This is a genomic window from Empedobacter falsenii (genome assembly GCF_013488205.1).
Lineage (GTDB): Bacteria > Bacteroidota > Bacteroidia > Flavobacteriales > Weeksellaceae > Empedobacter > Empedobacter falsenii_C.
Map to the genome: position 1 here is coordinate 653,932 of NZ_CP040908.1, position 25,647 is coordinate 679,578.

23 protein-coding genes and 1 tRNA gene are annotated in these 25,647 nt (G+C 32.1%); 12 read left to right on the forward strand and 12 right to left on the reverse strand.

Translation table 11 applies throughout. The annotated features are described in order from the left end of the window. Positions 1-31: 31 nt before the first annotated feature. Positions 32-802, reverse strand: a complete 771-nt coding sequence (locus FH779_RS03125) for a CDGSH iron-sulfur domain-containing protein (RefSeq protein ID WP_180906013.1) — start codon at positions 800-802, stop codon at positions 32-34. 161 nt (positions 803-963) lie between these two features. On the opposite strand from FH779_RS03125, the gene FH779_RS03130 reads away from it, so the two are divergent. Beyond that, positions 964-1,443, forward strand: a complete 480-nt coding sequence (locus FH779_RS03130) for a GNAT family N-acetyltransferase (protein ID WP_180906014.1) — start codon at positions 964-966, stop codon at positions 1,441-1,443. A 3-nt stretch (positions 1,444-1,446) separates the two neighbouring features. Here FH779_RS03130 and FH779_RS03135 read toward each other — a convergent pair whose 3' ends face one another. Continuing rightward, the gene (locus tag FH779_RS03135; RefSeq protein WP_180906015.1) at positions 1,447-2,169 is read right to left on the reverse strand and encodes a YqjF family protein; all 723 of its coding nucleotides are present in this window, start codon (positions 2,167-2,169) and stop codon (positions 1,447-1,449) included. Positions 2,170-2,259: 90 nt separating this feature from the next. Here FH779_RS03135 and FH779_RS03140 point away from each other — a divergent pair, with 90 nt between their 5' ends. Then, on the forward strand, positions 2,260-3,294 hold the full coding sequence (locus tag FH779_RS03140) for an alpha/beta hydrolase (RefSeq protein WP_180906016.1): 1,035 nt from the start codon (positions 2,260-2,262) through the stop codon (positions 3,292-3,294). A gap of 44 nt (positions 3,295-3,338) precedes the next feature. Here FH779_RS03140 and FH779_RS03145 read toward each other — a convergent pair whose 3' ends face one another. Further along, positions 3,339-3,830 carry a metallophosphoesterase family protein gene (locus FH779_RS03145; protein WP_180906017.1) on the reverse strand — a complete coding sequence of 164 codons (492 nt, stop codon included), beginning with the start codon at positions 3,828-3,830 and terminating at the stop codon, positions 3,339-3,341. Positions 3,831-3,864: 34 nt separating this feature from the next. Here FH779_RS03145 and truA point away from each other — a divergent pair, with 34 nt between their 5' ends. The 4 genes from truA to FH779_RS03165 all read left to right on the forward strand — a co-directional run bounded on the left by truA (position 3,865) and on the right by FH779_RS03165 (position 7,947). Continuing rightward, positions 3,865-4,620 carry a tRNA pseudouridine(38-40) synthase TruA gene (gene truA, locus FH779_RS03150; RefSeq protein ID WP_180906018.1) on the forward strand — a complete coding sequence of 252 codons (756 nt, stop codon included), beginning with the start codon at positions 3,865-3,867 and terminating at the stop codon, positions 4,618-4,620. Then, entirely contained in the window at positions 4,607-6,367 is a 1,761-nt protein-coding gene (locus FH779_RS03155) for an ABC transporter ATP-binding protein (protein ID WP_244958010.1), read from the forward strand. The genes truA and FH779_RS03155 overlap by 14 nt, the downstream gene beginning before the upstream one ends. Positions 6,368-6,444: 77 nt before the next feature. Beyond that, positions 6,445-6,861 (forward strand): hypothetical protein, encoded by a 417-nt coding sequence (locus FH779_RS03160; protein WP_180906020.1) that lies wholly within the window; start codon positions 6,445-6,447, stop codon positions 6,859-6,861. A 135-nt stretch (positions 6,862-6,996) separates the two neighbouring features. Further along, positions 6,997-7,947: a LysR substrate-binding domain-containing protein gene (locus FH779_RS03165; RefSeq protein WP_038333906.1), complete on the forward strand. Its 951-nt coding sequence runs from the start codon at positions 6,997-6,999 to the stop codon at positions 7,945-7,947. A gap of 61 nt (positions 7,948-8,008) precedes the next feature. On the opposite strand, the gene FH779_RS03170 is transcribed toward FH779_RS03165, so the two are convergent. Further along, positions 8,009-9,127 carry a calcium:proton antiporter gene (locus tag FH779_RS03170; protein ID WP_180906021.1) on the reverse strand — a complete coding sequence of 373 codons (1,119 nt, stop codon included), beginning with the start codon at positions 9,125-9,127 and terminating at the stop codon, positions 8,009-8,011. Between the two features lie 196 nt (positions 9,128-9,323). Here FH779_RS03170 and FH779_RS03175 point away from each other — a divergent pair, with 196 nt between their 5' ends. Beyond that, the gene (locus FH779_RS03175) at positions 9,324-9,635 is read left to right on the forward strand and encodes a DUF3817 domain-containing protein (RefSeq protein ID WP_038333915.1); all 312 of its coding nucleotides are present in this window, start codon (positions 9,324-9,326) and stop codon (positions 9,633-9,635) included. A 72-nt stretch (positions 9,636-9,707) separates the two neighbouring features. Here the strand turns inward: FH779_RS03175 and FH779_RS03180 are convergent, their stop codons facing one another. From FH779_RS03180 to FH779_RS03190, 3 genes are all read right to left on the reverse strand, one after another. Further along, positions 9,708-11,054, reverse strand: a complete 1,347-nt coding sequence (locus tag FH779_RS03180) for an IS5 family transposase (RefSeq protein ID WP_180904470.1) — start codon at positions 11,052-11,054, stop codon at positions 9,708-9,710. Between the two features lie 85 nt (positions 11,055-11,139). Further along, the gene (locus tag FH779_RS03185; RefSeq protein WP_180906022.1) at positions 11,140-11,442 is read right to left on the reverse strand and encodes a helix-turn-helix domain-containing protein; all 303 of its coding nucleotides are present in this window, start codon (positions 11,440-11,442) and stop codon (positions 11,140-11,142) included. A gap of 12 nt (positions 11,443-11,454) precedes the next feature. After that, the gene (locus FH779_RS03190; protein WP_180906023.1) at positions 11,455-11,883 is read right to left on the reverse strand and encodes a transposase; all 429 of its coding nucleotides are present in this window, start codon (positions 11,881-11,883) and stop codon (positions 11,455-11,457) included. 150 nt (positions 11,884-12,033) lie between these two features. On the opposite strand from FH779_RS03190, the gene fabV reads away from it, so the two are divergent. Further along, positions 12,034-13,236, forward strand: a complete 1,203-nt coding sequence (gene fabV / locus FH779_RS03195; protein ID WP_180906024.1) for an enoyl-ACP reductase FabV — start codon at positions 12,034-12,036, stop codon at positions 13,234-13,236. 313 nt (positions 13,237-13,549) lie between these two features. Beyond that, complete coding sequence (locus tag FH779_RS03200; RefSeq protein WP_180906025.1) at positions 13,550-14,959, forward strand: amino acid permease; 1,410 nt, start codon at positions 13,550-13,552, stop codon at positions 14,957-14,959. A 342-nt stretch (positions 14,960-15,301) separates the two neighbouring features. Here FH779_RS03200 and FH779_RS03205 read toward each other — a convergent pair whose 3' ends face one another. Next, positions 15,302-18,181, reverse strand: coding sequence for a type I restriction endonuclease subunit R (locus FH779_RS03205; protein WP_180906026.1), 2,880 nt, complete (start codon positions 18,179-18,181; stop codon positions 15,302-15,304). Positions 18,182-18,265: 84 nt separating this feature from the next. Further along, entirely contained in the window at positions 18,266-19,189 is a 924-nt protein-coding gene (locus tag FH779_RS03210; RefSeq protein WP_180906027.1) for a tyrosine-type recombinase/integrase, read from the reverse strand. An 85-nt stretch (positions 19,190-19,274) separates the two neighbouring features. On the opposite strand from FH779_RS03210, the gene FH779_RS17540 reads away from it, so the two are divergent. Then, a complete protein-coding gene (locus FH779_RS17540; protein ID WP_221414070.1) occupies positions 19,275-20,417 on the forward strand; it encodes a restriction endonuclease subunit S in 1,143 nt (380 codons plus the stop codon). A 3-nt stretch (positions 20,418-20,420) separates the two neighbouring features. On the opposite strand, the gene FH779_RS03220 is transcribed toward FH779_RS17540, so the two are convergent. The 3 genes from FH779_RS03220 to FH779_RS03230 all read right to left on the reverse strand — a co-directional run bounded on the left by FH779_RS03220 (position 20,421) and on the right by FH779_RS03230 (position 23,499). Then, on the reverse strand, positions 20,421-21,629 hold the full coding sequence (locus FH779_RS03220; RefSeq protein ID WP_180906028.1) for a restriction endonuclease subunit S: 1,209 nt from the start codon (positions 21,627-21,629) through the stop codon (positions 20,421-20,423). A 46-nt stretch (positions 21,630-21,675) separates the two neighbouring features. Then, complete coding sequence (locus FH779_RS03225) at positions 21,676-23,235, reverse strand: type I restriction-modification system subunit M (protein WP_180906029.1); 1,560 nt, start codon at positions 23,233-23,235, stop codon at positions 21,676-21,678. A gap of 179 nt (positions 23,236-23,414) precedes the next feature. Next, positions 23,415-23,499 (reverse strand) — tRNA-Ser (locus FH779_RS03230). Positions 23,500-23,676: 177 nt separating this feature from the next. Between FH779_RS03230 and FH779_RS03235 the strand changes: the two genes are divergently transcribed. Then, positions 23,677-24,099 carry a GNAT family N-acetyltransferase gene (locus tag FH779_RS03235; protein ID WP_180906030.1) on the forward strand — a complete coding sequence of 141 codons (423 nt, stop codon included), beginning with the start codon at positions 23,677-23,679 and terminating at the stop codon, positions 24,097-24,099. 41 nt (positions 24,100-24,140) lie between these two features. Further along, complete coding sequence (locus tag FH779_RS03240) at positions 24,141-25,316, forward strand: MFS transporter (protein WP_180906031.1); 1,176 nt, start codon at positions 24,141-24,143, stop codon at positions 25,314-25,316. Positions 25,317-25,647 lie beyond the last annotated feature (331 nt).

The following is a 25,647-nucleotide window of genomic DNA, read 5'->3' on the forward strand; positions in this document are numbered from 1 at the left end:
TCTTGAGCGTTTTTATGTTAATATTATTTTATTAAAAAACTTTTCCATCTGCTTTTGGTTGCTTTGGTAATCCATCTTGAAATCTCATCGAAGCATGTGTTCCATCACAAAAAGGCTTATTAGAAGATTGTCCACAACGGCAAATTGTTTGTCGATTTCGTACTTCGTAATATTCGCCATTCGCACTTTTTAGCGGAATTCCTCCCCATAATGCATAAGGACCACTTAAATCATTCGTAACATCTTCAATAATTCCAACAGAAGCTGAGGTGTTATCATCTTCGATTGGTTGATTATTTTCATCCCAAACAATCAATCGTCCAGAAGGACAATGATGCGCCATTTCAACACTCAAATCAACAGAGTTTTGTGTAGAATCTTGAACTTGGTTCCAAATACGTTTTCCATTGTCACAAAATCGAGCAAAAGCACATAATTTTTCGTCATCAGTGAGCGAAACAACAGGTCCTTCTATAACTTCTGCAGTTAATAATTCGGGATTGAAAGTTGCTTTTTCAGTTAAATCCACACCATTTTCTGTTGCTTTTTTATGCGAACCATCACAATAAGGTTTGTGCTGGGATAATCCACAACGACAAATATAAGTTGCATCTTTTGCTTCAAATTCTTCTCCTTCTTGGTAATTGATAGAAATTCCTTGCTGATTTGGAACGATAAATTGCTGAACAATTTTAGGTTTTCCGTGCAAGATATAAGGTCCATTTTCTGTGACTTCTACATAGATACCATCTGTATTTTGAGTTGTCCCGATTTGAATATTTAACTTATTTTGATTATCCATAATTGTAGATTTTAGATTGAAATTATCTACAATTTAAAAAGTATTTTAGTTAGAATGATTTTAAATTTTTATTGATAATTCGTTAAAATTTAATAGATAAACCTTGTTGTTTTTACATAAGATTTAGAATGTTTTGATTAATTTTAATTAAAATAATTAGCATGTCGACAATTCAACTCAAACATACAGAAACCAAACATCACGATGCTTTGTTATACAATTTGCCAGAAGACCAAATTCCTTTTACAGCCTTGCCTAGCGAGACTTTTGAGCGTTTGAAATTACGCGCAGATGGACATGCAAAACCAATTACAATTTTGTTAGATGAAGTGCCAATTGGTTTTTTTGTGTTAGATTATGGTGACGATAAATTGGAGATGACGAATAATACGAATTCGTTGTTGTTGCGTTCTTTATCGATAAATCCAGAATTTCAAGGAAAGGGTTACGGAAAAATTTCTATGAATTTGATGGATGATTTTGTAAAAGATAATTTTCCTACAATTGATGAATTGGTTTTAGCGGTTAATTTCAACAATAAATCAGCATATGATTTGTATCTAAAAGTCGGTTATATAGATGACGGTTCTCAACGTGAATGGTTCAATGGAATGCAACATTTGTTGAAGAAGAAAATTTAATTGTTAAACTCTTTCTTTCTCCCAAGCGACAACTTGCACACCTTCTGAATAATGCACTAAATCTGGTCTCGAATGGATATTTAAATCTTGAAGTTGGTAATCAATCGTTAAAAAATCTAATTCAAGTTGATTGATTTTCCATGGTAAATGTTGAATTTCATAACGAAACAATTGATTGTGATCTTCCAAATACAAACAATATCGTTCAGTCAAAAATAAATCCAATTCAGTTTTGTGTTTTACTTGCATTCCAACATGGAAATCCGTTAATAAAGAGAAATTTCGTTTGGGATGATTGGCTTGATAAGAATTTTCGGTTCTGTTGATATTTGATTTTTCGTATGGTAAACCTGATAATGATTTAGCTAAAATTGCAGAAAATAATTTTCCAGCTTCAATCGATAAAAAATAAACGCCAGGTTTTTCGTCTTTTGTCACATAGGTTCTCAAATTAATTTCGTCAAAATCAGAAATAGGAGAGAATGCAGGAAAAAAGCGAGGTCTAATTTTTTCCATCGTAAAAGCGACAAGCGAAACCCAAGCAGAATCATTTATTTCATCAATTTCTAGATTTTTTGGAACTAATTCTCTCAAAATTTTTTTGTCAATTTTGTAATGAAAAAATAAAGCTTTGTTCCATTCTTGATAATATTTCCACGATTTTGAAGGATATTGCCAAGCACGATGATTTGTTTCGGCTAAAATTTGTTTGATTGTATATTTCACTTAAAACCTTGTTAAACTTATGGTTGAAGGTACAAAATCTATTGCGAAATAAAGAAAATTGTAGTTACTTCGCATACCAATTTTTATCATATGAAAAACTTGTTTTATGTCTTCGTGATTAGTTTTTTAACGTCATGTGCAGCAATACATAATGTGCCAACTTCTCAGAATCCAAATAATTTTATTCAACCGAATACAACAAGTTCTTTTGTGGATCAAAACGGAAATTTTTATCCAGATAATTGGTTGAAATCATATGGTAAACCTCCTAAAAATGCAAGTCGTAGAGATTATTCGTTGATGAAAATTGCGACTGAAAGTAACTTCCAAAATCAATTAACTTCTTATGAAAGTTTGCGTTTGAAAAATATCGAAAAAAGAGTTAAAAATAAGAAACGTGTCATCATTTTTGTGCATGGAATTGACAATGATTATTTGTTTAGCCTAAAAAATTACAATAAAGCCAAAACTTATATGAATATTAATTCTTCGAATGATGAGGTAATTAATTTTTATTGGGATGGATTGGTAAACGAAAGTCTTTTTGGAGCAGCAAAAGTTTGGGTAAGTGCAACGACAAATAGCCAAATGGCGGGCGTTTTTGGACTTCGTAGAATTTTGAATGTCATTCATAACAAAGATGTTTATTTGATTTCGCATAGTCGTGGTGCATCGGTTGTTTTGAGTTCACTTGTGAATCCTTCGTTGCGTGAAAGTGAGATAAAACGTGCTGAAAATGCGCATCATGTCGATTTTACGAATGCAGAAACGTTGTTAGAAAATAATAATAAAATTTACAGTATTATGTTGGCGCCTGCAATTGGAAAAGTTGATTTTACGTTGGATAATAATCAATTAAAAACCTTTACACCTCAGTTAAAACGCATGCATATCACGATAAATGACACGGATTATGTGTTAGGAAAAGGGAAGATCGGGTTTTTATCACGAAGTTTGATTGCGACAGATTTTGGTTACAAAAAAGATTTGTTTGATGAACTTTCTAAAAATTATACGTTTTTAGAAGAAACTGATTTTTCAGGACAAAATTCACACGAATTTAGAGAATATATTACTAATCCGAAGTTTATTACTATTCTGAAAGAATTCAAGTTAGCGAAATAAAACGAAATACGAACTTCGAATCTCGCACTTCGAGATTCGCAAAATCATTTCTTAAATTCAATTACTTCTAAATTCTCGATTCTTCCTTTATTTAATTCAAAACGTAACATCGTACGAACTTTCTGAAAACCGTGTTTACCAACAGCGCCTGGATTCATATGAATTAAACCCAATTGTTTATCAGGCATCACTTTTAGAATGTGTGAATGTCCACAAATAAATAATTTCGGAGGATTTTCTGTGATTTCTTTTCGAATTGCAGGATTATATTTTCCTGGATAACCACCAATATGCGTAATCCAAACATCAACATCTTCCAACGAAAATCTGTTGTTGAGCGGGAATTCTGCGCGCGCTTTATTATCATCAATATTTCCATAAACAGCACGCAAAGGTTTTATTTCAGCCAATTTATCGGTTACAGAAATATCGCCAATATCTCCAGCATGCCAAATTTCGTCTGCTTGTTGTGCATATTCCAAAATTCTATCGTCGATATAAGAATGCGTGTCCGAAAGTAAAAGAATTTTCTTCAAAAGGTTGTATTTTTGTTGCTCAAATTTACAACAATTGCGATATTTTTTAGAATTAGCATACAACGGGAAAAATTATTTTGGTTATCAAATTCAACCCAATCAAATTTCGGTTCAAGAAGTTATTGAAGATAGATTGTCTAAAATCTTAAGAAAAGAAATTTCGATTGTCGGTGCAGGGCGCACAGATTCTGGTGTTCATGCGAAAAAGATGTTTATTCATTTTGATTATGAAGATGAATTATCGATTGATTTAATCAAAAAATTAAATTCTTTTTTACCAAAAGACATCGCTGCTTATCGTTTATTTTTGATGGATGATGAAGCGCATGCGCGTTTTGATGCGACTTCGCGTTCGTACAATTATTTTATTTCACCTTTCAAAGATCCTTTTGCGTTTGATAGCGCTTGGATTTTTAATAGAGAATTGAATATTGAAAAAATGAATGAAGCAGCAAAATTGTTAATTAAGCAAGGAGATTTCGGAAGTTTTGCTAAATTACATACCGATGTGAAAACAAATATTTGCGATGTAAGAGAGGCGTTTTGGCGCAAAAATGAAAACGGACAATTGATTTTTCAAATCACTGCCGATCGTTTTTTGCGAAATATGGTGCGCGCAATTGTTGGAACATTGGTTGAGGTTGGATTAGGAAGAATTTCTATCCACGATTTTGAAGAAATTATTGAACAAAAACAACGTTCATCGGCAGGAGCTTCGGCTCCAGCGCAAGGATTATATTTGGTAGATGTTCAATATCCAAAAGAATTATTTAAAAATGAGTTCAAATAACGAAAATACATCGTTTGATTTTAATGGATTAAAACGTGTTTTACAAATCGGGGCGCAAAGCAAAGTGATGTTTTGGTCGGTGGTTTTTGTAGCAGTTTTTAGTGCGTGTTTTTCTGTATATCGTCCGTATTTAACGGGAAATATCATCGATGATTATATTCAGACAAAAGATTTACCAGGACTTCAAATGCAAATCGTGAAACTATCTTTGGTATTAGTTTTCGAAGGTATTTTGTCCTTTTTTATGGTTTATTTAGCGAATGTTGTTGCACAGCGAGTTATCCGTTTGTTGCGCGTTCGTTTGTATAATCATTTGATCAAATTCAAGCTTGGTTATTTTGATAAAACGCCAAATGGAGTTTTGGTAACGCGTTCAGTTTCTGATATTGAAACGATTGCTGAGGTTTTCAATGACGGAATTTTAGTGATGTTAGGCGATGTATTGAAAATCGTTTTCATCGTTTTTGTGATGTATTGGATGAACTGGGTTTTGGCAACGGTTGTGATTGTGATTCTTCCGTTGATGATGATTATTACACGATTATTCCAAAAAGCATTGAAAAATGTTTACCAAGAAGAGCGTACAATTGTGGCGAAATTGAATACGTTTGTGCAAGAACGATTAACAGGAATGAATATTATTCAGGTTTTTAATCGTCAGCAAGCGGAATATGATAAATTCGTTTCGATTAATAATGATTTAAAGAAAAACTATCTTAAAACAGTTTTCTATTTTTCATTAATGTTTCCTGTTGTCGATATTATTTCGGCTTTAGCGACGGGAAGTTTGATTTGGTTTGGAGGACTTAGAACAGCTGTTTATGGAGATGTTTCTGTTGGAGATTTGATTGCTTTTACACAATATGTTACGTTGTTAACTGCGCCAATGCGTGCAATTGCAGAGCGTTTCAATACCATTCAGCGTGGTTTGGTAGGAGCAGATCGTGTGTTCAAAATTATTGATGATGATCAAACTTTACCAGATAATGGAACAATAAAATTGGATCATGTAAAAGGTAAAATCGATTTTGAAAATGTGAAGTTTTCTTATGTTCCGAATAATTTAGTATTGAAAGGAATTTCTTTTTCGACAAAACCAGGTGAAAAAATTGCAATTGTAGGTGCCACAGGTGCAGGAAAATCTACTATAATTAATTTATTGAGTCGTTTTTATGACATAGATTCTGGAACAATTAAAATAGATGATGTAAATATTCATGATATGGAATTGAAGAATTTACGTCAACACGTTGCGGTTGTTTTGCAAGATGTTTTCTTGTTTAATACAACGATTTATGACAATATTGTTCTAGGTAATAAAGATATTTCGTTGGAAGAAGTCCAAAATGCTGCGAAAATTATTGGAATTGATAATTTTATCATGTCATTACCAAAAGGCTATTACAGTGAGGTAAGCGAGCGTGGTTCGACACTTTCTGTAGGTCAACGTCAATTGATTTCATTTTTGAGAGCATATATTTATAATCCAGAGATTTTGGTGTTGGACGAGGCAACGTCTTCTATTGATACAGAGTCGGAAGAATTGATACAAAAAGCGACTGATAAGCTAACGCAAGACAGAACTTCTATTATTATTGCGCATCGTTTGGCGACGATTCAAAATGCAGATAAAATTATTGTGATGGATAATGGAATGATTGTTGAGCAAGGTACACATAGCGAATTGTTGGCTCAGAAAGGTTATTATGCCAATTTATATGAAGTCCAATTCTCGAAAGAAAATTAAAAATTTAACAGAAATAAATCGTTAGATTTGTTTAACTTGAACAATCAATAATATTAACTTTAAAACTCTAATTAAAAATGAAAAAATTATTTTTAGCTGCTGCAGTATTAGGTGTAGTTTCTTTATCTTCTTGTAAATCTGAAAAAGAAAAAGTAGATGCAAAAGTAGAAAACACACAAGAAAATGTAGCGAATACAGTAGAAGACCAAGTAGAAGCTGGTAAAGAGACAATGGATAAAGTTGCTGATGTAGCAAAAGATTTACCAACTTTCTCTGATCCAAAAATTACTGAATTTGTTGGAAAATACAACAAATGGGCTGCTGACATGAAATTAGCTGCAACTGCTGGTGATGCAAATAAATTAGCTGAATTGACAAAACAATCAGTAGATTTTCAAAAAGAATTACAAGGTTTTACTCAAACTTTGAAACCAGAAGATGCTAAAAAATTACAAGATTGGACAGCTGAAATTCAGAAACAATTAAACAAATAATTAAATTTATATTTAATGATAAGCTCGAATTTCTTCGAGCTTTTTTTATGGATTAAATTATGATTTATGATATAGATTGATAATATAATAATGTATATCTTTATCACAAAAATTTATAGATATCAATTTTTATATATGACATTAGTACAATTACAATATGTGCTGGCAGTGGCTGAGCATAAGAACTTTACAATTGCTGCTGATAAATCCTTTGTAACTCAACCAACATTGAGTATGCAGATTCAGAAATTGGAAAAAGAATTGAATATTGATATTTTCGATAGAACATCGCATCCAATCAAAATCACTCAAATTGGAGAGAAAATTGTTGCGCAAGCAAAAACAATTTTAATGGAAGCTAACCGAATGAAACACTTGGTAAACGAAGAAAAAGGTTTATTAGAAGGTGATTTCATTATTGGTGTTATTCCTACTGTTTTACCTTCTTTGGTACCTTTATTTTATAAAACATTTCAGAAAAATAATCCGAAATCAAATCTTATTATCAAAGAATTGCAAACGGATAAAATTATAAAAGGAATAAAAGATGGTTCGTTGGATTTTGGAATTGTGGTTTCGCCACTTTTCGAGGATCAAATTATCGAAAAACCGCTTTATTATGAGCCATTGGTAGCTTATGTACCAAACGGGCATCGCTTATCTGACAAAGATAAAATCAATGAAGATGATTTAAACACTTCTGATTTATTAATCTTGCAAGAAGGACATTGTTTCAGAAATAATGTGTTGGCTTTATGTGATACTTCTAATCTGAAAAATCGTCCGATTAAGTTAGATTCAGGAAGTTTTGAAGCTTTAGTTAAATTAGCAAATGATGGCTATGGAATGACTTTGTTGCCTGCTTTGGTTGCAGATGATTTGCCACAAGAATATAAGAAATTTGTCAAAAACTTTGAGTCGCCAGTTCCAACGCGTGAAGTTTCGTTGATTTTTCATCAATCTCAATTGAGAGATTCTTTCGAAAAAGAATTAATCAATACAATTCAAAGTATTTTGAGAGGAAAAATATTCTTAGAAAAAGATCAAAAATTAGATTCGAATATGGTTTCTTTACCAAAAAAATAAAAACAAAAAACGACTCAAAATTAAATTTTGAGTCGTTTTTTTTTATGTCTTTTAATTTCCTTTATGGAACTATTGTAGTAAATAAATACGTGGCAAAAAGTGTTAATAAAACAATTCCTTGCTGAATATTTGTTCGACCAGAATTTAATGATAAATAAACGGTGAACAAGGATAACACTAATAAGATAGATGATTTTGCGTCGATTCCTAATGTAACTTCCAATCCTGTGAAATAACAAACAATTGCTACGGCAGGGATCGTTAATCCAATTGAAGCTAATGCAGAACCTAAAGCCAAGTTAAGACTTGTTTGTAAACGGTCTTGTTTTGCGGCTTTATATGCGGCTAAACCTTCTGGTAATAAGATAACTCCGGCAATTATAATTCCCACCAATGATTTTGGAGCGCCTAAATCCATCACAATTGTTTCGATGGTTGGCGATAATTTTTTTGATAACAAAACAACTGCACACAAAGCAACTAATAATAAAACCAAACTAGAAATTGTTGTAAGTAAATTTGGTTTTTCGACATGCAATTCTGATGTCACATTATCTTTGCTACTTTGTGGTAAGAAATAATCACGGTGACGAATGGTTTGGACAGAAATAAATCCGCCATATAAAATCAACGAAATAATTGCGACAAAAATTAATTGACTTGTCGAAAATTCTCCTCCTTTTTCTGAAGTTAAAAAATTAGGTAAAACTAAGGTTAATATAGATATTGCAACTAAAGTAATTAAAGCAGTTGAAACACCTTGTTTGATGAAATTTTGTTCTCTATAACGAACTCCTCCAGCCAATAAACAGATTCCGATAATTCCGGTAAGAATGATCATTACAGCAGCAAAAACGGTATCTCTTGCCAAAACAGAAGGGAAGCCGGTAGGTTCGGACATCATTAATGAAACAATTAGCGAAACTTCTATAACTGTAATAGCTAAAGCCAATATAATGGTTCCGAAAGGCTCTCCAACTTTATGCGCTACAACTTCTGCGTGATGTACAGCTGATAAAACGGCTGAAATTAAAATGATTCCTAAGACTCCAGAAAACCACATCTGACCTTTAAATCCTTCGGCTATAGTTAGTGAAAATATGGCAAGAATGGGACAGATGATTGTCCAATATGGTAAAGCTAAATTGAATTTTTTTGAAAGAAAATTATCTACATGCATTAATTATGAGGTTTTGGATTTTCACAAATTTAATAAATAATATTGATAATTATTATGTATAATTATCATAAATAGTAATAATTATAACATTTAATTATCATAAATATTAATAGTTATTTCAATAATTGAGTAAAAATAAACTTTTTAACTAATGATTATCATACCTCTACTATCAATAAACGATTAAATTTGCAAAATGTTAAACGTATCTGACGAAAAGTTAAAAAAATGGTTTAGCACATCATGTGTGTGGGAAACGATAAGTTGTACGCTCTTATTTTTGGTCGCAATGCCAATAAAATATCAATTCGATTATGTGTTGCCAATGCCATTTGCTGGTTGTTTTCACGGTTTTTGGTTTACAGCTTACTTGATTTTACTTTTTAGAGTTAGAAGAATATATAAATGGGACGACGAAGACTTTATCATTTATGTGATGTACGCATTTATTCCGTTTGCAACTTTAGCGGTACATAAAGTAATAAAAGAGGATAAAAATAATAGATAAATTAAAAAACGGTTTCTTTTTGAAACCGTTTTTTAATACCCATATATTTTGCGCCATTTAGCTAGTCGTTCCTTAACAAAACCCACTATTTAATTTATTTTTAAAAACAGGATTAGAAAACAGCATAATTTGTATCTTATAAAATAAGATAATAATTTTCTGTTTCAGTAGTTCCATCATTTTCTTCATGTTCCAAGCGGTTGCAGCTAGTAATGCATTGATTTGTGGTCCCGTTTCTCCCATGAAGTAATTTTTTGCCAGCCTAAAATCGGTTTTTAAATGTCCGATGATAGGTTCTATTGCCGCTCTGGTTCTAAATTTTTTGCGCTTTGTCTGCTTTTGATAAGCAGTGTCTTTTTTTCTTGGAGTGCTTGGGATGGAGATTTTCACGCCCTTTATTTCTGATTTTCCTCTGCCACCTCTATCGTAAACGAGTTCTTTTGGGAGCTTTTGACCACCGGTTTCCATCTGTTCCAAAAGTGGTTCTATGGTGTGACCATCGTAAGGAGTTTGCAAAAATGCTTTAATCCCGAGAATGATTTTCTTGCCTTTGTTGGCGGTGGTTATCAAACCTACCTTATTCCCAAATTCATACTGGCTATGCGCTTTTCCTTTGGCAATACATCGGGTAAAAGGCTTGTGAATGCTGTAAATTTTATCGGCATCGTTTCTTTTTTGTGTGACAACCTTGGTGTACAATGTCATTAAATCTTTATAAAATTCTTGCTGTTCTGCATTAAAATTCCGTTGCAATTCACGAATCAGTCTCATGGCGATGGTTTTGAGCTGTCTTTGAGATTTCCTTGCCGCTTTTGCCCGCTTGGGATGTTTTCCGTTGTAGGTGTTGCGCACCATTTGTTTGCTGACTTTTGTGTAGCGTTGTCTTTGTTTTATGCCTTCATTTCCGGCTATTTTGTTGCAATAATCGATCACTTTTTTGCACAATTTTGCATCGGTAGGAAAAGAGGTATTATTCTCCTGAACGGTAGTATCGGACAAAACAAAATTTGAGGTGTTCGTCTTGGCATCGTGCATTCTTACGCTGTAGGCAAAGATTTTTTCGATGCCTTTTTCGCCAATTCTTTTTCGGAAATGAACAAAATTACTCGGGTCACAAGGAAATTCGTGTTCAAAGAAAACCCTGCCACAAAAATGCTGCATATAAGGATTCATGATCCAGGCTTTTTCCAACGTCTCATCGCCCAAATTATACAAATGTTTCAGTAGCAAACAACCCACCATAAACCGAATCGGATGGCTCGGATTGCCCACTTTGGAATACAAGGACGAAAATTCTTTCTCAAAATAATTCCAATCTATTTTTTCTGAAAGTAGAACAAGTTCATGCTCGTGGTCAATAAAATCCACCAACATTGGGCGGAATAATTCTGGCTTCTTTTCTGGATTTTTCCCCAACATATTTGCAAGGTTTTAAAGCTCTAAGATACAAATTCTTGCAATAAAAAACAAACTTTTTAAACCCAAAATACTAATAATCAGTAAATTATAAGTAGTTTAAGGAGAGACTAGCTACAGTGTTTCGACTGATTTTAAATTTATCAGCAGTATACGTATTGGTATAATTATTTTTTTGCTGAAATTTTAAAATTTCTAGAACAGAATTCAAATCATAAGATTTATGCTTTTGATTTTCGGCTGTTTTGTTAGCATTTAAGATTTCTGAAACTTTTATAACATCCAAGACATTCATATTCTTTTTTAACAATTTTTTTGTCTGTTCAGTTTTTTCAGGGAAATTACGTTTGATAATGTCTTGATAGATTTTTTGGTAGTTTGGTTTTTCCATAATGAGTAAGATTTAATTTTGTGGTAGGTATTTTTTTATCCAATTATGAATGGTATTTTTAGGGATATTGTATTCATTCGAAATTTCTTGAATTTTCTTTTTTTCTTCAGTGTATAAATTCAATACAAAATCTATAATCTCTTTTGTATACACACTTTTGCGATAATTTGGTAAAACAGAGCTTTTAGGGGATGTTGAAGTTGCGGCGTTTTTTCCAACAGGAGCAAATAAAATAATGTGCTGCGTATAAATTCTAAAAAAATCATATTCCAACAACTTCGACCATTTTAATAAATCGTCTGTTTGTATACTTTTACTTAAATATTGAGCATTAATTTCTTTTTCAGAATAAGTTTTGAAGAAACTTTTGATACGGGATATATCAATTCCAAGTTCGTCGACTCTTTTTTTGATTAAAGAGCCTATGTGAATATCTTTCATAGGTAAGTAGGTTTTGAGTAATTGTAAATATAGTAAAACGAAATCAGTATTCCTATTAATTTTATCAAAAATAGAATGATTTTATGTACAAAAAGATCGTTTCGTTATATAGAATTTATTTTATAAATTTATGCGACTAAATTAAGTATAATGATTATTCAACCAAGAACAAGAGGTTTTATTTGCATTACGACTCATCCTGAGGGAACTGCAAAAAATGTTCACAATCAAATTGAGTACGTAAAATCAAAAAATATTTCAGCCGAAGGACCAAAAAAAGTATTGGTAATTGGAGCTTCGACAGGTTTTGGTCTGTCATCTCGTATTACAGCTGCTTTCGGATATAATGCTGCAACAATAGGTGTTTTCTTCGAAAAGCCTGCTGCGCCAAGAAAACCGGGGACTGCAGGTTGGTACAACACAGCTGCTTTTGAAAAAGAAGCGCAAGAAGCTGGTTTGTATGCAAAAAGTATTAATGGAGATGCTTTTTCTGATGAGATTAAACAACAAACGATTGATTTAATCAAACAAGATTTAGGTCAAGTAGATTTAGTGGTTTACAGTTTAGCTTCGCCACGTCGTACACACCCAAAAACAGGTGTTGCGTATTCATCAGTTCTTAAACCAATTGGAGAGCCATTTACAAATAAAACAGTAGATTTTCATACAGCAGAAGTAACAGATATTACAATTGATCCGATTGAATCTCAAGAAGAAATTGATAATACAATTGCTGTAATGGGAGGTGAAGATTGGAAATTTTGGATGGAAGATTTGAAAGCTGCTGGTGTTTTAGCTGAAGGTGTAAAAACTGTTGCTTATTCTTACATCGGGCCAGAATTGACTCATAGAATCTACAAAGATGGATCGATTGGTATGGCTAAAAATGATTTAGAAAAAACGGTTCCAGTTATCAACGAACTATTGTCAGATTTGAATGGTGTTTCTTACGTTTCTGTAAACAAAGCTTTGGTAACACAATCGAGTTCTGCGATTCCAGTTGTACCATTATATATTTCGTTATTGTACAAAGTAATGAAAGCAAAAGGAATTCATGAAGGTACAATAGAGCAAATGCAACGTTTGTTTGCAGAGCGTTTGTATACTGCAAACGGAGAAGTTCCTTTGGACGAAAATGGACGTATTCGTATCGATGATTTGGAAATGCGCGAAGATGTACAAAAAGAAGTAGATGATTTGTGGAAAATTGTAACTTCTGAGAACATCAAAGAAATTTCTGATATCAAAGGTTATCATGATGAATTCTTACAGTTGTTTGGATTTAGTTTTGATGAAATCGATTATGATGCTGATACAAACGAATTGGTTTCAGTTCCAAGTATTGCAGAATAAGAAGATCGTTTCAATAAAATAATACAAAACCTCGAAAATTATTTTCGAGGTTTTTTTTTGTCTCAATAAAATAAGTGAAAAATAATTTTATTCGTATTTATTCGATTTATTGAATTTTGTTTTGTTAAAAATATGAATCAATTTTTATGAATAATTTAAAAATATGGTTTAATAATAGTTTTAAATTGTATTATTATTAAATTTTAAGTTTTCTTTTAGAAATATATCCAAAAAATATGAAATTTATTTTTCAAATCTGAAAAATATATCCGAAACACTTTACATTTCATCAAGTTTTAACACATGTATTTTTATGTCAATTTGGAAAATTAAACCATTAGCGAAGCTAATAGAAGATTCGCAAGAAACGGAAGGTGGTTTAAAAAGATCTCTATCTTCTGGAGCCTTAGTTGCTTTGGGTATTGGCGCTATTATTGGTGCCGGATTATTTAGTTTAACAGGTATTGCAGCAGCAGATCACGCTGGTCCAGCAGTTACTTTATCCTTTGTTTTAGCCGCAGTTGGTTGTGCTTTTGCAGGACTTTGTTATGCCGAATTTGCTTCGATGATTCCAGTTGCGGGAAGTGCTTACACGTATTCTTACGCAACAATGGGCGAATTTATTGCTTGGATTATTGGTTGGGATTTGGTGTTAGAGTATGCATTGGCAGCAGCAACCGTAAGTGTGAGTTGGTCGGCATATGTTGATAAATTTTTGCAAGGAATTAACATTCATTTACCTCAAGAATTATTGCATGCTCCAGCTGATGGCGGAATGATAAATTTACCTGCAATCTTTATTGTGTGTTTATTATCATTAGTATTAATCAGAGGGACAAAAGAATCTGCGATTATTAATAATATTCTTGTTATTTTAAAGGTAAGTGTAGTAATTGTTTTTATTGTTTTAGGTTGGAGTCATATTAACCCTGAAAATCATATACCATTTATTCCTAAAAATATTCCAGGAACACAATTCGGAGGAATGCCAGGTATTGCAGCTGGTGCAGCAGTTGTTTTCTTTGCCTTTGTTGGTTTTGATGCGGTTTCTACAGCAGCACAGGAGGCTAAAAATCCACAAAAAGGAATGCCAATTGGTATCTTAGGATCGTTGGTGATTTGTACCATTTTATACGTATTATTTTCGTGGGTAATGACAGGTTTAGTACCATACGAAATCTTTAAAGGAGATGCTTCACCAGCAGCGACAGCATTTGCGGTAACAGGATATACATTTTTGCAAAGTGTATTGATTTTAGCAATTATCGCAGGATATACATCGGTTATATTAGTGATGTTATTAGGGCAAAGTCGCGTATTTTATAGCATGAGTAATGACGGATTGTTACCTTCTTTCTTTTCAGATGTTCACAAAAAATTTCATACACCTTGGAAAACCAATTTATTCTTTTTGGTTTTTGTTAGCATTTTTGCAGGTTTTGTACCAATCAAAGATTTAGGTCATATGGTAAGTATTGGAACTTTATTTGCTTTTACTTTAGTTTGTATTGGAATTATTGTGATGCGTAGAAAAATGCCAAATGCTGAGCGTAAGTTTAAAGTTCCATTTGTTCCTCTAGTTCCAATTTTAGGAATTATTGTTTGTGTTTATTTAATGACATCTTTGACAATGGAAAGTTGGTGGAGACTTTTGATTTGGTTAGTAATCGGAATTTGTATTTACTTTTTCTACGGAAAACAACATAGTAAGGTTGATGATTAGGAAATCATCATTTTGAGTTTTTTAGAAATCCTTTGTCTTTTTAGATGAAGGATTTTTTGTGTTGATGTAAAACAAAAAAAGCTTGAACAAATGTTCAAGCTTTCAGCGGGCTGAAAGGTACTTCAGTCGAACATTTGATGTCGTTTTTGACGTTTTTAAATAAACTTTGATTTTCAGATTTTCAAAAAAAATATTCTATAAAATAGAATGAAGAAAATGATATGATTCAAGAATAAATAAAAAATGGTACTCTTTGTATTTCAAAGGTACCATTTGTCATTGTGAGCTATAAAGATACCTCCGTCGGATTCTTAATTTTGTTATTGGGTAATTGTAAAAAGATCAATCCCCCACAATGCCAATCACAAAAGTATCGATAAAGTCTTTTATTTTATTTAAAATACGATCACCCGTTTCTTTAAATTTCAAAACACTTGGCTTACCATCTTTTCGAAGACTTAAAAGCTCATCACGTAGTGGCTCTCGTTCGGTAAAGAGATAGTTTTCAATTAGTTTTTCAGTTTTTTCGAAATATAAATTTTCATCATTCACCAATTCTTGCATAGCCTTTTCTTGTTCGATATTCCAGAATTTTTCAAACTCTTCTGGAATACTATCTGAATCTTCAATGTGAGGTAAACTTTCCTGAATAAACTTTTCAATCAATTCTCTTTTACTCCTCAAAGAAACTTCAGTATTCAACAAATTAAAAATATCTTTTTCGATACTTTCCTTGTCTTTTGCACCGTGTTTCGAACTAAATTTTATAAGCAATTGCAAGATATAGGTAACATTAATCGTATCACGACGTATCAATTCCAATTCGAAATCGATATCATTAAGAATCGAAGTTTTTTGAACGTCCGTTTTTAGATTGATTGAATCTTTTAAATCTTGATATTTACTACTATATCCGTTGAAAAGGTCTTGATTTAAAGCTAAATCATCCCAAGTAAATTCGGAATAATGCCCCATCTTTTTCAATAAGCGCATTAAATCTCTAAATGACTTAATAAACTCTAATTGTTCTTCTTCGCTGTACAATTTATCTACGGAATTCACTTTTGGCGCAATGCTCATAAGCTTGCCAACAGCCATGTTAAATTGTTCGACATACTTCTCATATGGTTCCACAATAATTTCGGCAACGGCTTCTTTATTACTGAATAATGCAATGGCTTCGTCTGTCTTATCTTTCAAGTTTCGGAAACAAACAATATTTCCTTGCGTTTTATTTTTATCCAAAATACGATTGGTACGGCTAAAAGCTTGAATCAAACCATGAAATTGCAAATTTTTATCAACATACAACGTGTTCAAATTTTTACTATCATACCCCGTCAAAAACATATTGGCAACCAATAAAATATCGGCTTCTGGTTTGGGATGTTTTGACTTTTTTGCAACTGCATTGTAATAATTATAAAAACCTTCGGTGTCTTTTATGCTCTGTTTCTCTCCAAATAATTCATTGAAATCTTCTACATATTTTTCCAACAATTCCCTACGATGCGGAATAACACGTGTTCCATATTCTGCTTGTGGTTCTGCAGCAACATTGAGTTGTACTGCAACGCGCTCTTCCATTTCTTCCTCATTCTGAGCGTAACTAAAAATCGTAGTCACTTTCAAATTATGTTCGCCATTTAGCTTTTTACGCTTGAAAATTTCATAGTATTGAATAACCGAATCAATATCCTGCACACACATCATCGCACAAAAATTTCTACTTTGCGTCTTCTGATCGTGATATTGAATAATGTAATCAACAATAGCTTCTTTGCGTTCGGGAGCTTCGTAAACTTCGGTTTCGTTGATTTGCTCTACTTTCAAATCGACAATATGCTTTTTCTGCTTGAAAGTTTGAACATATTCCACTGAAAACTTCAATACATTTTCGTCTCGAATGGCATCTGTAATCACATATTTGTGCAAGCATTTTCCAAATAAACTTGCTGTGGTTTTCATGCCATCGGAATTCTTTTCAAGAATAGGCGTTCCCGTAAATCCAAACAACTGAATATTTCTAAAATAACCAACGATATTTTTATGTGTATCACCAAATTGCGAACGATGGCATTCATCAAAAATAAAAACCATTCTTTCATCCTGAATCGGCTTCATTTTCGAAATGTTTCTACCCGAAATTGCATTATTTAATTTCTGAATCGTTGTAACAATAATGCGAACATTGGGGTCTTTGAATTTTTGAATAAGATCATCCGTATTCGTCGCAGAACTTACTGAGCCTTTGCTAAATGTGTCGTATTCACGATTGGTTTGATAATCCAAATCTTTTCTATCCACCACAAAAACCACTTTTTTAATGGCTGGAATGTTAGACAAAATCTGACTAGCTTTAAAACTAGTCAATGTTTTACCACTTCCTGTCGTATGCCAGATATAACCGTTCTTTTCGATATTGTAACCGTTCAGAATTTCGTTTTCTTTTACCTTTTTAATGATACTTTCAACCGCATAATATTGGTACGGACGAAGCACCATTAAGGCTTTCGCAGTTTCATTAAGAACAATATACTTGCAAATCATTTTACTTACATGACAAGGCTCCAAAAACGTATCGGCAAATTCTGTAATAAGATTATTTAATGGATTATTCTGCTCATCTGTCCAATGAAAAGTCTGCAAAAATTCTTGTGGATGAGAACCAAAGTTGCTGAAATATTTGGTGTTCACGCCATTGCTTATAATAAACAATTGCACAAAGTGAAACAATCCTTTTCCCGCACCAAAACTGTGTTTTTGATAACGGTTAATTTGGTTAAACGCTTCTTTCATTTCCAAACCGCGTCGTTTCAATTCAATTTGCACCAGAGGCAAGCCGTTAATTAATAAAGTAACATCGTAACGATTTTCGTATTTTCCATCTTGTGTAATTTGATTGGTAACTTGATATTCATTTTGGCACCAATGCTCAACATTTAGAAATTCAAAATACAAATTATCGCCATTATCACGGATAATATGATGTTTCTTTTCTCGTAATGTTTTCGCTTTTTCAAACACAGAACCTTTAGTAAGAATGTTCAATACCTTTTCAAATTCACTGCCCGAAAATTGGATATGATTATGTTTCTCTAACTGTGATTTCAAATTTGACTCTAAAGCTTTTTCATCTTTAATGCTCACATATTTATATCCCAATTTTTGTAATTGTGAGACAAATTGTTCTTCTAATATTTGCTCGGATTGTTTGCTCAAAATAATTATGAATTAAGAGTTTATTTGGTTCTTTTAGTATATAGACAAATCTAATAAATAATCTCCTAATTCATAATCTAAAATTTATTTAAGTGCTTTGGACATTTGCTCAATTGCTTTTTTCTTTTGCTCTAAATTCGGATGAACATAAAGATTCAAAGTCGTACTGATGTTGGAGTGTCCAAGCAGCACACTTACTGTTTTATAATCGCAATTACTTTCAATGCAACGTGTAGCAAAACTATGTCGCAATCCGTGAAATTTCATTTCGGGAATCTCTAAATAACTCATCAGGTTTTTATAAAAACTTCGGTAAGTTCTAGGCTCTGTAGGTTTAGCATCGTTTGTTAGAACGAAAAAAGAAGGATTGACTATCTTTTTAATAGGTTTGATTAGCCTAATTAAATCTTTGTTCATAGGAATTTCACGGATGGAATTTTTTGTTTTAGGTGTGTCCAAAAGCAATTCTGTTTTTCGAACACCATCTTCAATCACATAAATTCGCTGTATGGTTCTATTCACATTAATAATCCCATTGTCTGTATCAATATCGTCCCAAGTAAGGGCACAAACTTCCCCAATGCGCATTCCTGAGCATAAACACATCAAAACGCCCAAATTTCGAAAAGTGAAATGCTCTTGAATGTGGTTCATGATTTTTTTCTGATGCGTTCTCGAAAGCACTTCCACGTGTTGGTTTTCACGTACTGTCGGATATTGAATTTCAAAAGCATCGTAAGCAATCCATTTGTTCTTTGCACCAAATTTCAGCACCATTTTAAAAACAATCAGAATGTCTTTAATCGTTTTCTGACTAAGCCCTGCTTCTAATTTTTTTAAAACAAAATTTTGTACATCCGCTTCTTCTACTTCATAATTTTCACCAAAAATTGGCAACAAATGATTTTCTAATAACAATACATACGCTGAATAGGTTGATTTCTTTACATAGTTCTTTTTGTCTGTTTTCCAAAGGGCCACAATTTCCTTAAAGTTTTTTTTGTCCATCTTTTATAATTTAATTAACAAAGGAAAACATTTAGAGATTGAAGATTGTTAATCTTTCAGATTTGAGATACAAAATGTTCCAAATTTGAGATTTCCTGAGTTTGAGGGAGAGTGGGAAACTAAGAAGTTGGGAGAGATTGCTACGTTTTCAAAGGGAAAGGGAATTTCTAAAAGTGATATAGAGGAAAATGGAATTATTGAATGTATAAGATATGGTGAACTCTATACGCATTACAGAGAAGTAATCAACGAGATAAAATCCAAGACTAATGTAAATCCATCAACTTTAGTCTTAAGTGAAAAGAATGACGTCATAATTCCTGCTTCTGGCGAAACAACAATCGATATTGCGACAGCTTCCTGTGTCTTGAAATCGGGCATTGCACTAGGTGGTGATTTGAATATTATTAAGACTAATAATAATGGAATCTTTTTGTCTTATTATCTAAACAGTAAAAAGAAAATGGAAATAGCTAATCTGGCGCAAGGTATTTCCGTAGTACATTTATATTCAAGTCAATTATCTTCACTTTCTTTGGCAATACCTAAACTTAATGAACAGAATAAGATTTCTTCTTTTTTGGCTTTATTGGACAAGAGAATCCAAACCCAAAGCAAAATAATTAAGGAGTTACTTGCATCGAAAGCTACGTTTGCTAAAAAGATATTTTCACAAGAGTTTAGATTTAAAGATAATAATGGAAATGATTTTTCATATTGGGAAGAAATTTTATTGGGCGATGTTTTAGATTATGAACAACCTACAAATTATTTAGTTACAAGTACAGAATATGATAATAGTTTTGAAACCCCCGTAGTAACAGCTGGAAAGACTTTTGTTTTAGGATATACAAATGAAATAAAAGGAATTTTTGAAAAAGAGAAATTACCAGTTATTATTTTCGATGATTTTACAACTGCAAGTCAATTTGTTAATTTTCCTTTCAAAGCTAAATCATCTGCAATGAAAATTTTAAAAGCTAAAAATAAGAATAATATTAAATTTCTATTTGAAGCAATTCAAATGATTGCATATGAAACAGGTGGACATGGAAGACATTGGATTTCAATATTTTCAAATTTAGAAATTATGTTACCCTCTTTTGATGAACAAACCAAAATAGCTAATTTCCTTTCCTCGATTGATTCAAAAATTGAAGTTGAGAATCAATTATTACAAAAATTAAAGGAACAGAAAAAGTTTTTATTACAGCAAATGTTTGTATAGATTTTATATAAACATTTGCTGTAAAAGATAATTCTTTTGTTTTTCAAGTTGTTGTAAAACTAATTTTTCGGTTTCTATTTTTTGATCGATTTTCGATAGAAAAAATGCTATGTGATTTTGTTCTTTCAATGAAGGAATAGAAATTTTGAATTTTGAAAATTCAGTCTTATTAATAATAGGCATAGTAGATGTACTTTGTGTAGATTTTATAATCTCAGCAATGTTTTTTACTGCATAAAATATAAACTCATTGCTAAAATACGAGTGAGGAATGATACTGTTGATTTGTTGATTTGTTACCGATGGATATAGAGATAAACTCATTTTTCCTATTGATGCTATACAAGTAAACATTATACTTTTTGGCGGAAGAATTTTAAGTTTATCAGTTTTTTTAATTGTTCGCTCTGTTGAATGCTGATATTTATTTTCCTTTATGTCTGTTGGTGTTACAAATTGAATATTTCCACTCCATAAATCTAAATCTTTAGTACTAGGTGTTTTTCCCGTAATTATTTCTCCGACCTCTCCTAAGCTTACTAATTTCCATTCATCAGATAACTCTTTAAACCTAATTTTTTGAGTAAATATTTTTTGGCTAACACTTTTAATTAAGGTTTCTAATTGTTCTATTATTTTGTTTTGGGTTGAGATTCTTTCGTCAATAAGATCAATAAAAGAAACTATTTTTTGTTGTTCTTGAACTTCCGGGAAATTAATTTTAATTCCTTTAATAATACCAGCACTTAAATTTTCTTGGCCTCCTTGATTACTTAAATCTCTTATCTCATCATATCTTTTTGTGAGATTTTGAAAAGCAAAAAGGGGATTGAGAACGTCATTATTTGTTGTTATTGCCCCACAAGCTTGATTTGTTGTCGCTTCAATATTTAATATTGCAACTTTACCTCTCGTTTTTCCTTGACCATACATGGCTATCAGTAAAGTACCTTTTGGAAATAGTTTTGCTGATGAATTAGTAAGCCCTTCTTCTGTTATATATTCGTCTACTTTCTCGATAAAGTTGAAATCAATTAAACTCGTAGAAACCCAAGGAATGTTGCCATTCCAGTAGGAAGAGGTAGATCTATTTGGAGTTCCACCTGAGGAAACAATTGCTACTTCCCCCAATTTCCTCGTTTTCCATTCGTCAGTAAACCCCGGAAATCTCAAATTTGGAACATTATCTACTTTTAATTTTTTATTTGTCATCTCGATAATTTAATTTTCGTTAGTAAAAACATTAAGGATAAAAAAATTAAAAAACAAGTCCTAATTCTTTGAAATACACATCAATTTCTTGATCCAACTCCGCTCGTTTAGCTTCCAAAGATTTGATTTCTTGCATTACTGCGTGAATATCAATTTCCTCTTCCTCTTCAAAAGTATCCACATAACGAGGAATATTAAGATTATAATCATTCTCGGCTACTTCTTGCAAAGTAGCTAAATGACTGTATTTCTCAATAGAAGTTCGGTTGCGATAGGTTTCTACAATTTTATCAATATGCTCATCACGAAGCATATTTTGGTTTTTCACTTTTTCAAAATCTTTGCTCGCATCAATAAACAAAATGTGATCTGGATCCTCCTTACACTTTTTGAAAACCAGAATACAAGTCGGAATACTCGTTCCGTAAAAAATATTGGCAGGCAAACCAATAACGGTATCCAAATAATTTTTCTGTTCGATCAGATATTTTCGAATATGCAATTCAGCCGCACCACGAAACAAAACGCCATGTGGCAATACAATCGCCATCGTTCCATTTTCTGCCAAATGATAAATCATGTGTTGTACAAATGCAAAATCAGCTTTACTTGCAGGAGCTAATTTTCCATATTGGCTAAAACGATCATCATTTAAAAATAAAGGATTCGCACTCCAATTTGCCGAGAATGGAGGATTTGCTACAATAGCCTCAAAAGGCATATCGTTTAAATGTTGAGGATTTTCAAGAGTGTCTTCCTGTTTAATATCAAATTTAAGATAATGAACTCCGTGCAAAATCATATTCATTCGAGCAAGATTGTAAGTTGTGCGATTCATTTCTTGTCCGAAGAAATTATTGACATCTTTCACTTCTTTGGCTACACGCAACAACAAAGACCCTGAACCACAAGTAGGATCATAAACCGATTTTAGACGATTTTTACCTGTAGTCACAATTTTTGCAAGTATCTTGGAAACCTCTTGTGGTGTATAAAATTCACCTGCTTTTTTTCCTGCACCACTCGCAAACTGACCAATCAAATATTCGTACGCATCACCTAAGACATCTAATTCTGTATCATTTAGTTTAAAATCAATTTCATCTAAATGAACCAAAACTTTTACGATGATTTCATTTCTTGCCTCGGCAGTTTTACCCAATTTGGTACTGTTGAGATCCATATCTTCAAACAAGTTATCAAAGTCTTCTTCACTTTGAGTACCCATAGTACTTAATTGGATATTTGTCAAGATTTTTTGTAAATCTTCAAGAATAAATGTATCTGTATCACTATTTCCTCGTCGCGCAATTTCACTAAAAAGTTCAGAAGGTTTTAGAAAATAACCTAAAGTTTCTAAAGCTTCTTCTCTTACTGCATCGATGTATGCTTGACCTTCAGATGTATTTTCATTAATATCTATGAACTTAATTTTGTCTTCTTCTAAAATAGAATTGGCATAAATCTCCATTTTTTCTGCCAAATATTTGTAAAAAATAAATCCCAAAATATAATCTCGGAATTCATCAGCATTCATTTTACCACGTAGCGTATTCGCAATATTCCAAAGCTGTTGCTCTAATATTTTCTTTTGTTCTTCTGACATTTTAAATGAAATTTATGATTGAGGATTTATAGTCTCAAAAAGTAACCGCTAAAATAAGAAACAATAAAAGAAATTAAAAATATTTAAAATAAAGAAAAAATATAATAAAATGAAGAAAAACAAATAATAAGTAATAAAAAATGGTACTCTTTGTCTTCCAAAGGTACCATTTGTCTTTGCGGAGAGTGAGGGATTCGAACCCCCGGAGGTGTGACCCTCAACAGTTTTCAAGACTGCCGCATTCGACCACTCTGCCAACTCTCCAATAACGCAGTTTATTGCGGTATTGCGAGTGCAAATATAGAACGCTTTTTCGTTTTTCCAAACTCTGAAAACAAATATTTTTAAAATATTTTTTAACAAAATGATTCTCAATAGAATATTTTTTATTCTTTTTTTTGAAAATAGTCATTTATATCTTTGTTGTAATTAATTTTAGTCATGATTAGAAGAATTGAAGAAGTAGATTTTGCGAGATTGAGAGACATTTGGGAAAGTTCGGTTAGTAACACACACCATTTTTTAGCAGAAGAAGATTTTGAATATTATAGAGAAAATTTACCTAATTATTTTCCGCATGTAGCCTTATTTGGTTACGAAATCGGAAATCAATTGGTAGGATTTGTAGGTGTTGCAGCACAAAATCTTGAAATGTTATTTATTCACAATGATTTTCGAAGAAAAGGAGTAGGGAAGGCTTTGTTGGATTTTTCTATTCAGGAATTGAATGTGAAATCGGTTGATGTGAATGAACAAAATCAGCAAGCGATTGATTTTTATTTAAGCCAAGGTTTTAAGGTTACTTCTCGTTCTGAAAAAGATAACGAGGGAAAAGCTTATCCTATTTTGCATTTGAGTTTATAATTTCGGGAGAGAAGCTTAACTTTGTCGCATATTTTTTAGCCATGCATTCATTAACAGAATTATCATCAACTCAAAAGAATCGCATTCGATTCGCTGTTTCACTCTTCTTTTTTTCGCAAGGTTTAGCTTTTTCGTCTTGGGCAAGTCGCATTCCGACGATTAAATCAGATTTAGGAATTTCAGAAGGTCAATTGGGAACATTACTTTTATTGATGCCAATTGGGCAATTGTGTACAATGGCACTTTCAGGAAAATTAGTCGCGAAATTTGGAAGTAAAAATGTCTTACGAATTGTCGTTTTAATTTATCCTTTAATACTTTGTTGTATAGGTTTGGATCAAAATTTTTATCAATTAGGTGCTGTCTTATTTTTCTTTGGAGTAATAGGAAACATGTGCAATATTTCGGTGAATACGCAAGGAGTTGAAGTCGAAAAAATATATGGAAAATCGATTATGTCCTCTTTTCATGGTGCGTGGAGTATAGCTGGTTTTACAGGTGCTTTGATTGGTTTATTGATGATGAATTTGCATGTGAATACATTTTATCATTTTGTATTTATTTATGGCTTAATTATTTTGAGCTGGTTCATTAATAAAAAATATTTAGTCGATTCTACACCAGCTCCAGCGAAGGAAAAGAAATCTATTTTTTCAAAACCAGATACTGTTTTGGTTCAACTAGGAATTATAGGTTTTTTGAGCATGGCAACAGAAGGTGCGATGTTCGATTGGAGTGGTGTTTATTTCCAAGATATCGTAAAAGCACCTCAAAATTTGGTTGTCGTTGGTTATGCTTCTTTTATGGTAATGATGGCAACAGGACGTTTCGTTGGTGATTATTTTATCAGTAAATATGGAAAACAACGCGTGATGCAAATTAGTGGAATTTTGATGTTTTCTGGTTTGATGCTTTCAGTATTTTTTCCTCAATTTATTGTGTGTACAATTGCATTTATGATGGTTGGATTGGGTGTTGCGTGTAATGTTCCGACAGTTTATAGTGTAGCGGGAAAAAACAAAAATGTAAATCCAGGCGTTGCATTGGCAATGGTTTCGAGTATCTCTTTTTTAGGATTTTTAATGGGACCACCACTGATTGGTTATATTGCTGAAGCTTTTGATTTGAGATATTCTTATGCGTTATTTGCTTGCTTTGGATTGATTATGGTTTTTATGGTTGGTAGAATGAAAATCTTTAAAAACATTAATAACTAATTTATAGCTTTTCAAAAAAAAAGTAATGATTAACTTGTAAGAAGTATACATAATTATAAATTTGCCTTTTTAATTATTATGAAACAAATATGTTTCGAATTTTAGTAAACAATAAGTTTTTTAACGTAATCCTTTCAATATCGTACACATTAGCTATTATAGCATTATTGGTAATGTTTGGATTTGGATTTCCTGTTGAGTATAAACTTTATATAAACATTTTTTTTATCATTCTACTATCTGTCGGAATTTTAAGAACAATACTTAAATATGTTTATTTTAAAGAAAAAATTATTCCGCGAGTCATCATTTTTGATATAGTAAGTATACT

What these genes read in the sequence shown, in the direction of transcription:
- FH779_RS03125 (WP_180906013.1), bottom strand. Translation starts at nt 802, where the DNA reads ATGGATAATCAAAATAAGTTAAATATTCAAATCGGGACAACTCAAAAT.
- FH779_RS03130 (WP_180906014.1), top strand. Translation starts at nt 964, where the DNA reads ATGTCGACAATTCAACTCAAACATACAGAAACCAAACATCACGATGCT.
- FH779_RS03140 (WP_180906016.1), top strand. Translation starts at nt 2,260, where the DNA reads ATGAAAAACTTGTTTTATGTCTTCGTGATTAGTTTTTTAACGTCATGT.
- FH779_RS03155 (WP_244958010.1), top strand. Translation starts at nt 4,607, where the DNA reads ATGAGTTCAAATAACGAAAATACATCGTTTGATTTTAATGGATTAAAA.
- FH779_RS03160 (WP_180906020.1), top strand. Translation starts at nt 6,445, where the DNA reads ATGAAAAAATTATTTTTAGCTGCTGCAGTATTAGGTGTAGTTTCTTTA.
- FH779_RS03165 (WP_038333906.1), top strand. Translation starts at nt 6,997, where the DNA reads ATGACATTAGTACAATTACAATATGTGCTGGCAGTGGCTGAGCATAAG.
- FH779_RS03170 (WP_180906021.1), bottom strand. Translation starts at nt 9,127, where the DNA reads ATGCATGTAGATAATTTTCTTTCAAAAAAATTCAATTTAGCTTTACCA.
- FH779_RS03175 (WP_038333915.1), top strand. Translation starts at nt 9,324, where the DNA reads ATGTTAAACGTATCTGACGAAAAGTTAAAAAAATGGTTTAGCACATCA.
- FH779_RS03180 (WP_180904470.1), bottom strand. Translation starts at nt 11,054, where the DNA reads ATGTTGGGGAAAAATCCAGAAAAGAAGCCAGAATTATTCCGCCCAATG.
- FH779_RS03185 (WP_180906022.1), bottom strand. Translation starts at nt 11,442, where the DNA reads ATGGAAAAACCAAACTACCAAAAAATCTATCAAGACATTATCAAACGT.
- FH779_RS03190 (WP_180906023.1), bottom strand. Translation starts at nt 11,883, where the DNA reads ATGAAAGATATTCACATAGGCTCTTTAATCAAAAAAAGAGTCGACGAA.
- fabV (WP_180906024.1), top strand. Translation starts at nt 12,034, where the DNA reads ATGATTATTCAACCAAGAACAAGAGGTTTTATTTGCATTACGACTCAT.
- FH779_RS03200 (WP_180906025.1), top strand. Translation starts at nt 13,550, where the DNA reads ATGTCAATTTGGAAAATTAAACCATTAGCGAAGCTAATAGAAGATTCG.
- FH779_RS03210 (WP_180906027.1), bottom strand. Translation starts at nt 19,189, where the DNA reads ATGGACAAAAAAAACTTTAAGGAAATTGTGGCCCTTTGGAAAACAGAC.
- FH779_RS03220 (WP_180906028.1), bottom strand. Translation starts at nt 21,629, where the DNA reads ATGACAAATAAAAAATTAAAAGTAGATAATGTTCCAAATTTGAGATTT.
- FH779_RS03225 (WP_180906029.1), bottom strand. Translation starts at nt 23,235, where the DNA reads ATGTCAGAAGAACAAAAGAAAATATTAGAGCAACAGCTTTGGAATATT.
- FH779_RS03235 (WP_180906030.1), top strand. Translation starts at nt 23,677, where the DNA reads ATGATTAGAAGAATTGAAGAAGTAGATTTTGCGAGATTGAGAGACATT.
- FH779_RS03240 (WP_180906031.1), top strand. Translation starts at nt 24,141, where the DNA reads ATGCATTCATTAACAGAATTATCATCAACTCAAAAGAATCGCATTCGA.